Annotated in this window: 6 protein-coding genes; 2 read left to right on the top strand and 4 right to left on the bottom strand. The window is 38.9% G+C overall.

What is annotated here, in order from left to right:
- Positions 1 to 79: 79 nt before the first annotated feature.
- A complete protein-coding gene (locus DBR11_RS22405) occupies positions 80 to 670 on the bottom strand; it encodes a 2OG-Fe(II) oxygenase (RefSeq protein ID WP_108554840.1) in 591 nt (196 codons plus the stop codon).
- A gap of 62 nt (positions 671 to 732) precedes the next feature.
- Complete coding sequence (locus tag DBR11_RS22400) at positions 733 to 1,797, bottom strand: FecR family protein (RefSeq protein WP_108554839.1); 1,065 nt, start codon at positions 1,795 to 1,797, stop codon at positions 733 to 735.
- Positions 1,798 to 1,975: 178 nt separating this feature from the next.
- Here DBR11_RS22400 and DBR11_RS22395 point away from each other — a divergent pair, with 178 nt between their 5' ends.
- On the top strand, positions 1,976 to 3,127 hold the full coding sequence (locus tag DBR11_RS22395) for a histidine decarboxylase (protein ID WP_108554838.1): 1,152 nt from the start codon (positions 1,976 to 1,978) through the stop codon (positions 3,125 to 3,127).
- 64 nt (positions 3,128 to 3,191) lie between these two features.
- On the opposite strand, the gene DBR11_RS22390 is transcribed toward DBR11_RS22395, so the two are convergent.
- Together DBR11_RS22390 and alaS are read right to left on the bottom strand one after the other, a co-directional pair.
- Positions 3,192 to 4,178 (bottom strand): energy transducer TonB, encoded by a 987-nt coding sequence (locus tag DBR11_RS22390; RefSeq protein WP_108554837.1) that lies wholly within the window; start codon positions 4,176 to 4,178, stop codon positions 3,192 to 3,194.
- A gap of 4 nt (positions 4,179 to 4,182) precedes the next feature.
- A complete protein-coding gene (gene alaS, locus DBR11_RS22385; protein ID WP_108554836.1) occupies positions 4,183 to 6,882 on the bottom strand; it encodes an alanine--tRNA ligase in 2,700 nt (899 codons plus the stop codon).
- Between the two features lie 116 nt (positions 6,883 to 6,998).
- Between alaS and DBR11_RS22380 the strand changes: the two genes are divergently transcribed.
- A partial coding sequence (locus tag DBR11_RS22380) for a MerR family transcriptional regulator (RefSeq protein ID WP_108554841.1) occupies positions 6,999 to 7,265 on the top strand: 267 nt, incomplete at its 3' end.

The raw sequence follows: 7,265 nt of genomic DNA, 5'->3' as shown, positions 1-7,265 counted from the left end.
GTTTAGGTTGATCTGTGGTGGATTAACCATCTTTAAACAGGGATGACTCTCATAGTCCATCCCTGTTTCCTTTTTAAAGCTATACTTTTAACCATCCTGTAATACTCATTCTGGCTGTATTGGTTAATAAAACTTCATGTTCCAGTTCACTGCTTTTAAAAAAAACGCATGTTCTGTTCAAAGGATTAACCATTTGCAAATGATCTGCATGGTGTATACACAGTTCTCCTCCATCACTCTCTTTCCAGTCTGCATTTAAATAAATGATCATCGAGTACTTCCGGCTGCCATCGGTTTTAAACTGGTCAAGATGTTTTTTATAGAAACTTCCATTTTCATATAATGCGTAATGAAATTCATATCCTGTTATCCCAGCATAACAGGTATCGTTTAAATAAATAACAAAACGATCTATGCAGTCAAAGAAACTGTTTTCATAACTATTATTATGCTTACGGTCCAACCAGTAGATTTGATCGCTTCTAATCAGCTGATCCTGACGAACAAGCCGTTCATTACCTATGCCCGCATTTCTAAATTGATGCCCTGCATACAACTCCAATAGGTTCTTCTTCAAATTAATGGCCAGGGAGCTGGTCAGAAAATCTTCGGTTACACCTACTTTACTGTCTATAAAACTATCAACGAGTTTACTGAAGATCTTCTGCAAGAAAAATGATTTAACACTACCTCCGGGCAAATTGCCGGCATTGGTGAAGATAGAGTTATTATCTAGTTATTCCTCTGTCTTCTCACTAAAATTTCATTTCGGCCTTGATCATTCTTTCTAATCTTGAACTTAACTTTCAAATAAGCCAGCATCTCCAGAAATGCAGATGCACTTACATCGCGTCTTACTTCTCCATTAAATTTAACATCTGGGATATCTCCTTCATAGATCACATCAGCATCATACCATCTTGACATCTCCCTCATAACACTTTTCAGATCTGCATTACTGAATTGGAAATATCCATTTTTCCAGCTTATTGATTCATCTGGATGTACTTTAACGAGTTTTAAACCGGTGGCAGTTACCCAGCCTTCATCACCAGGTTCAAGCCAAACTCTTTCGGGTGTTAAATCATCACTAGCCTTCTTACTTTTGTTTACTGAAACCAATTCTAAATGCCCTTGTAACAGGGTGACTGTAGTAACGGGATCATCGGCATAGTTGCTGATGTTAAAATGACCTGCAGTAACCAGAGATTTCTGTAATGAACTCTTAACAACAAAAGGTATAGAATCTTGTTCTCCAACCTCAAAATAAGCCTCTCCCTTTAATTCGACTTCACGAACTGTTGTATTAAATTTATCTGGATATCGAAGAGACGATGCTGCATTAAGCCATACCTTAGTTCCATCCGACAACACAATCTTATACTGCCCGCCTCGTGGTGTTTTAATGACATGATAAACCATTGCAGTCTGATTGGAATTAAAAATGGTATCACCTGCCAGGTCCTGGGCCTGATATCGAAGCTCTCCGCCAGGATTCTCTAAAATCCTAATGCCATTTTCTTTAGTAATTTCTCCTTTACCAACGTCTGACAACACAAATTTTTCCCCTTTATCTAACAAGAGGATCGCTTTATAGCCACCTGCTCGAAGGTCGTGATCTGCAATATTAGATATGTTATCCAGATCGGGATGATTCTTATAAAATACAGCAGCTACTGCAGTTGCGATAAGGGCAAGACAAGCAATAGTTAGATAGATAAAGGAGCTTCGCTTGTAAAATGGCGCCAATGTCTCGTCGTTAAGTTCTTCCTGAATGTCAGACTCGTTTTTATTCATAATTTTCAGCAAACACAAAAATAAGCAAATTTTCTTCTCTCTGCATATCCAGTTAGCGTTAATGAACAATATTATATCCTTATAAAATCACATAAAAAGAATAATATTCTTTTTATGTGATAAATTGTAATACATAATTCTGAATGCGTTAAATTTGACATTTAAAATCGCACTATATATGTCACATTCTTTATCACCAGAGGAAGATCAGCTATTAGCTAAGCTTTTAGCGGATGTTAAGCACAATACAGAGTTTTTTATGGGGTATCCGGTTTCAAAAGACTTTAACTACGAGGAATTGATGCCTTTTCTTCAATACCCTATGAATAATCTGGGCGATCCATTCGTTCCGTCTACTTATGCAGTAGGCTCAAGAGAACTTGAAAAAGAGGTGGTGAAATTCTTTGCAAACCTTTTTAGAGCACAATCAGATGACTGGTGGGGTTATGTTACAAACGGAGGTTCCGAAGGTAACCTATATGGCTTGTATCTGGCAAGAGAACTCCATCCCAAAGGAATGGTATATTACTCGGAAGCTACGCATTACAGTGTACAAAAGAATCTTCATCTTTTAAATATGGAGAACATCACCATAAGTACTCAAGCCAATGGAGAGATTGATTATGATGACCTTGAAAATACCATCCGTATGAACAGACAGATGCCTGTGATCATTATGGCTAATATAGGCACCACCATGACAGAGGCCCGAGATGACATTGGTCGTATTAAAGCTATTCTTAAAAAACTAGCGATAAAGCACTATTACATTCATGCTGACGGGGCATTATCTGGAAGTTACAGTGCCTTTGTGGAACCAAGACCTGCTTTTGATTTCGCAGATGGTGCAGACAGTATAGCCATTAGCGGTCATAAATTCCTGGGCTCTCCTATGCCTTGCGGAGTAGTTGTAGCTAAAAAATCCAACCGGGACAGAATCGCCCGTTCAGTAGCCTATATCGGCAGCATGGACACCACCATTTCGGGTTCTAGAAATGGACATAGTCCTTTATTTTTATGGTACACGATTAAAAAGCTAGGAACGGCGGGCTTGAAGGAGCGTGCTATGCGATGCCTCGAAGTTGCAGAATATGCCCAAGAACAACTCAACAAGATTGGTATTGAAGCCTGGAGTAACAAAAATTCCATCACGGTTAATTTCCCGGAGCCAGCTTTGGCCATAAGAAAAAAGTGGCAATTGGCCGCAGAGGGTGGCTGGTCTCATATTATTTGTATGCCAAATGTGTCAAAGAATCAAATTGACGAATTGCTCGGAGAAATCATTGTTTCTAGAAAAGACCAATTATCCAGACAAAGCGTAACAGTATGAAGTTAATTTTAAAACAAAAAGACACTATAATCTGGATATAGTGTCTTTTTGTTTAGTATGCTGATCAAAAATCAAAATTAATCGGAATATTATATTTTACACGAACGGGAACTCCATGCTGAATCCCTGGAGACCACCTAGGAGACTCTCTGATCACCCTCATCGCTTCCTGATCAATGGAGGGATAAACAGAGCGATCTACTTTTATATCCTGTACTCTTCCATTTTGGTCGACTACAAAACTCAAGATCACTTTGCCTCTTATCCCCCTGGAAATTGCATCAGTCGGGTACTTCATTGATCTTCTTAAATAAGCGGAGAAAGCAGACTGCCCACCCATAAATTCTGGAGGTGACTCCATCTGGGTATAGCTAAAATTCTTCCCATCCTTATAACTTTCACCGCTAAGCATTTTGCCTTGTTCAAATTGTTCTTTATACCAGTAATTACCCGCAGAACTTTTCAGCCCCCATTCTCCGCTTTTCAATCCGTCTTTATAATCTCCCTCTTCGGTAATGACTTCTCCATCTTTTTTATATTCCTTTTTTATAAAATGGCCATTTCCATCTTTTACCATGACAATACCTGTAGAATCAGCAATATAGATTACGCTCTCTTTTATCCAGGACCTCGGCCCCATCTGATTAGCTGAACTTGAATTTAAAGAAGTCGACAGACTGTAATTTATTTGTTTTTCTAAAATGCCATTTCCAAAAAAATAATAGGCTGTTCCATCCAAATGACCATTTTTATAATTTAATGCGGCGATCTTTTTGCCCTCTTTACTATAAGATACATAAGGCCCTTCATACACCACAGGCATTACTTTCGAGGTGTAACCTATTGTTTTCTTTGCCCCATCGGGATAGTACTCCAGTAATCTAAAATTAACATCACCAGAGTCTGGTTCCTGAATAATGCGTATAAAATCTGCGCTGTCTCTTTCCTTAACCTCTCTACCATTATTTTTCAGAAAATATACATTCTGTCTTTGGGCATGTGCTGTCGTGAACAGGCCTATGAGTACAAGTGAGAGCACTATTTTTTTCATTAGCTTATTTTATTAAACCTTCTGCTTTAGTTAAAACTGCAGCCAGGCCATCTTTATTCTTACCTCCGGCAGTGGCATAGAAAGGTTGACCTCCGCCCCCACCTTGTATATCCTTAGCAAGCTCTCTGACAATATTTGAGGCATTCAGCCCTTTATCTTTAACCAGATTCTCTGACAGCATAACTGTAATACCCGGTTTATCATCGATTAAAGTTGTAAAAACCAGGAATAAATCGTCTATCAGATCTTTTACAGCAAAAGCAAGATTTTTCACCGCATCGGCATTCGGAAGATCTACATGAACTGCGATCAGATTAATTCCGTTAACAGTTTTCAAATGATGCACAATCTCATGCTTTAAATTAGCAGCTTGTTCAATAACAGCTTTTTCAGCATCCTTTTTTAACCTGGCGTTTTCTTCCAGTAATGAAGATACCGCTGATTTAAGATCCTTATTCCCTTTTAACAAAGTGCGCAACTCATTGAGTTCTCTGTTTTGATCCAGAACAAAAGCTTCTGCTTTATCCGCTGTAATGGCTTCTATCCTTCTTACCCCTGCTGCTACAGCGCTTTCTGATATGATTTTGAAGTAGCCGATCTGCCCCGTAGCCTGAACATGTGTTCCACCGCACAATTCTTTTGAATAATGGTCATCAAAAGTAATAACACGGACAAAATCGCCGTATTTCTCACCAAACAAAGCCGTTACCCCACTTGAAATCGCCTGGTCATAAGGCACATCTCGTTCTTCTTTAAGTGGAATATTCTCTCTTACCTTCTGATTCACTAAATGCTCTATTTTGGCCAGATCACCTTCACTTATTTTCGCAAAGTGCGAAAAGTCAAAACGCAGGTAATCCGGGTTCACGAGCGATCCCTTTTGGTTCACATGATTACCCAGTACTTTTTTCAAAGCCGCATGGAGTAAATGAGTTGCGGAGTGATTATCCTGAGATAATAAACGTTTATCTTCATCAATCACCGCCCACATATCCCCTTCAAGATCTTCAGGCAAGGTATCGGTATAATGAACAGTAACTCCATTCTCTTTTTTTGTATCCGTTACCTCTACAAAGAATAAACGGCTATGGTCTTCAATACGGCCAGTATCTCCAACCTGGCCCCCACTTTCCGCATAAAAAGGCGTTTTGCTTAATACAATCTGGTATTGTTCTTTTCCTTTAGCACTTACCTTACGGTATTTAATAATCTTTGTTTCTATTTCAAAATCATCATAACCAACAAATTCAGTCTCCAGATCGGGATGCACCGGTACCCAGTCTCCGGTATCAATAGCGGTTGCTGCTCTTGATCTGTCTTTTTGTTTTGATAGTTCTTTATTATACCCTGTCATATCAATGGTCCAACGTTTTTCTCTGGCCATCAGATCAGTTAAATCAATTGGAAAACCATAAGTATCTTGCAGTTCAAAAGCAAATTCTCCAGAAATCACCATCTGATCTTTTAAGATACTGTATACCCATGCATCTTCGAATGACTTTTCCAGTTCAATTGCATTTTCTGCCATCAGCAGTTCTGCTTGTTTCTTGGTGTAGTTTTCAAAACGTTGAATACCTGTAGCCAGGGTTCTGAGGAAGGACACTTCTTCTTCCAGAACGACCTTTTGAACAAAGTCTTGTTGCGCAAACAATTCATCAAAAACACCTTTAAACTGTTCAGCTAAAACCGGCACTAATTGATTCAGAAAAGGTTCTTTTAGATCAAGAAAAGTGTAAGCATAACGAACTGCACGACGAAGAATTCTGCGGATCACATAACCGGCTTTATTATTGGAAGGCAATTGCCCGTCTGCTATTACAAATGAAATGGCACGGACATGGTCGGCCATTACACGCATAGCAATGTCCGTTTTCTCGTCAGTCCCATAAGCTATTCCTGCCTTTGCAGAAATAAACTGAATAAGTGGCTGGAACACGTCAGTATCGTAATTGGAAGCTTTGTTTTGCAGTACCCGAACGAGGCGTTCAAAACCCATACCGGTATCTACATGTTTTGCTGGCAATGGTTGTAAAGAACCATCTTTCAATCGGTTAAACTGCATAAACACGTTGTTCCAGATCTCAATCACCTGGGGATGATCTGCATTAACCAACTCTTTACCGGAAATTGTAGCACGTTCATGATCAGTACGGCAATCTACATGGATCTCCGAACAAGGACCGCATGGTCCTGTGTCGCCCATTTCCCAGAAATTATCTTTTTTATTACCTAATATGATGCGGTCTTCCGGCACATACTGTTTCCAGATTTCGTAAGCTTCAGTGTCCTGAGGCAAACCTTCTTTGTCGTCTCCTTCAAATACAGAAACGTAGAGTTTGTCTTTTGGTATTTTATAAACCTCTGTAAGTAATTCCCAGCTCCACGCAATGGCTTCCTTTTTAAAATAGTCACCAAAACTCCAGTTTCCCAACATTTCAAACATAGTGTGGTGATAAGTATCAATACCTACCTCCTCTAAATCATTGTGTTTACCTGAAACACGAAGACAACGCTGGGTATCGGCAACACGCTTATATTTAATAGGGGCTTCTCCCAAAAACAAGTCTTTGAACTGGTTCATTCCTGCATTGGTAAACATCAGTGTTGGATCGTTCTTAACCACAATTGGGGCAGAGGGAACAATATGATGTTGTTTAGATTCGAAAAATTTTAAATAAGCGCTTCTGATTTCTTTAGCTGTCATCCTTCTAGTTTATTATGCAACAAAATTAAAATTTTATTGCGGTATTCTACTAAAATCCCTTTACATTTGAATGCTTTAAATAAATGCCATAAACAGCTAATAATCAACATCAAATTATGCCGTACAAAGAAAGGGAAATTAATAAAATGTATTATACTATGGGAGAAGTGACGGAAATGTTTGGTGTAAACGCTTCCCAGATCAGGTTCTATGAGAAAGAATTTGATGTATTGCAACCCAAAAAGAACAAGAAAGGAAACCGTTTATTTACACCTACAGATGTAGAAAATTTAAAGATCATTTTTCACCTGGTCGACGATAAAGGTTTTACCTTAAAAGGGGCTAAAGAACATCTAAAAAACAACAGCGGCGAAGTTAAGGAA

Origin of the sequence: Pedobacter sp. HMWF019 (assembly GCF_003061025.1) — a bacterium.
Lineage (GTDB): Bacteria > Bacteroidota > Bacteroidia > Sphingobacteriales > Sphingobacteriaceae > Pedobacter.
This window is presented reverse-complemented; position numbering and strand designations above follow the sequence as displayed.